Genomic DNA, 2,102 nt, shown 5'->3' on the forward strand with positions numbered 1-2,102 from the left:
CAGCAGGCCGACCACCATCTCCAGCGAACGCGGTGCGGCCAGGCCTACCAGCACGTCCGGGCCGACGCCTTGGGCGATCAGCGCATGGGCGACCTGGTTGGCCCGGCGGTTCAGCTCGGCATAGCTCAACTGTTCGCCTTCGCAGACCAGCGCCGGCGCTTGCGGCGCGCGGGCCGCCTGGGCTTCGATCAGGCGATGCAGCGGCTGGCTCGGCGTGAACGTGGCCGGGGCGGTATTCCAGGCAGCCAGGGTGGCGGCACGTTCCGCCGCGCTCAGCATCGGCAACTCGCTGACGCGCGTGCCGGGGGCGCTGACGATACCTTCGAGCAACGCCTGCCAGTGGCCCGCCAGGCGCTCGATGGTGGTGCAGTCGAACAGGTCGGTCGCGTAGGTCAGCGACGCCCACAACTGCCCCTGCTCTTCATGCGTATCGAGCATCAGGTCGAATTGCGCGGTCTGGCTCTCCCAGTTCAGCGATTCCACTCGCAGGCCCGGCAGCTCATGGGCCTGCCGACCCTCGCCACGGTGCGCCTGGTGATTGAACAGCACCTGGAACAACGGGCTGTGGCTGAGGTTGCGCTCCGGTGCCAAGGCTTCGACCAGTTGCTCGAACGGCAGGTCCTGATGCTCCTGGGCCCCCAGCGCCGCCTCCTTGGTCTGTTGCAGCAATGTGGTGAACGCCGCCTGACCATCGACTTCGGCGCTGAGCACCTGGGTATTGACGAAGAAGCCGATCAGGCGCTCGGTCTCGGCGCGGTTGCGGTTGCCGATCGGCACGCCGACACGGATATCGCGCTGTCGGCTGTAGCGGTGCAACAGCGCCTGGAACGACGCCAGCAGGACCATGTACAGGGTCGCCCCTTGCTGCCGCGCCACCTCTTGCAAACCCTTGCCCAGCTCGGCCGACAGTTCGATATCCAGGCGTGCACCACGCCAGCTCTGCAGCGCTGGCCGCGGACGATCCAGCGGCAGCTCCAGCACCGGCTGCTCGCCGCCCAGGCGGGTGGTCCAGTAGGCCAATTGGCGCTCGCGCTCGCCAGCCTCCATCCATTGGCGCTGCCACAATGCATAGTCGGCGTACTGGATCGGCAGCGCCGGCAGCTCGGGCTGCTGGCCACGACTGAACGCGGCATAGCAGTCGATCAGCTCCTCGACCATCAACTGCATCGAGGCGCCGTCGGAAATGATGTGGTGCTGGGTCAATACCAGCACATGGTCTTCTTCGCTCACCTGCAGCAAACGTGCGCGCAGCAACGGCCCTTCGCCCAGGTCGAAGAGCTCGGCGATCTCCGCCGCCACTGCCTGTTCCAGTTGCCCGGCATCGGGCAGTACCTGCACCGGCAGCGGCAGCGCGAACGGCGCACGAACTTGCTGCAGCAACTGCCCGTCGACCTCGACGAACACGCTGCGCAGTACTTCGTGACGCTCGATCAGCGTCGCGAAGCTGCGCTGCAGCGCGGCCATGTCCAGGGTGCCGCGCAAGCGCAGCGCCGTGGGGATGTGATACGCCGCGCTGTGCGGCTCCAGGTTCCATAGGAACCACTGACGTTCCTGGGCATAGGACAGCCGAAGGGGCTCGTTGGCATCACGCCGGAAAATCGGCGCGATGCCATAAAGATTGACCCCCTTCTGACTCAGCAGAATCGCCAAGGCTTTGCGCTTCTCGGAAGAAAGCGCGCTTACCGATTCGATTAGTTGCTGCATGCCGTGTCCTCACTAGGAAATCAGTTTTTCAAGATCATCGGCAGTTAGACGATTGAGGTCCTCCAAGGATTTAGCCAAAACATCGTGCAGTGGCTCGAGGGCAGGCTGCAGGGCCTGCAAAGCCACGCAGAAGTCTGCCAGGTCGCGGGCCAGGAACAGCGTCTTGACCGGCACTTCATGGCCCAGCGCGTCGCGCAGGCGCAGTACGACCTGGGTAGCCAGTAACGAATGGCCGCCAAGCTCGAAGAAGTTGTCGCTCAAGCCTACTTGCTCCAGTTCCAGCACCTGGGCCCAGATGCCTGCTACCTGCTGTTCAAGTTCAGTGACTGGCGCCACATACGCCTGTTGCAGCAGGCTGGCATCCGCCGCCGGCAAGGCACGGCGGTCGAGCTTGCCGT

Annotated in this window: 2 protein-coding genes; both read right to left on the minus strand. The window is 64.9% G+C overall.

What is annotated here, in order from left to right:
• A partial coding sequence (locus tag GYA94_RS20550) for a condensation domain-containing protein (RefSeq protein ID WP_161892978.1) occupies window positions 1-1,704 on the minus strand: 1,704 nt, incomplete at its 3' end.
• A gap of 12 nt (window positions 1,705-1,716) precedes the next feature.
• Window positions 1,717-2,102 (minus strand): phosphopantetheine-binding protein (locus GYA94_RS20555; protein WP_255326965.1); only part of this gene is annotated, 386 nt, incomplete at its 5' end.

The organism is Pseudomonas juntendi (assembly GCF_009932375.1).
In the GTDB taxonomy this organism is placed as follows: domain Bacteria; phylum Pseudomonadota; class Gammaproteobacteria; order Pseudomonadales; family Pseudomonadaceae; genus Aquipseudomonas; species Aquipseudomonas juntendi.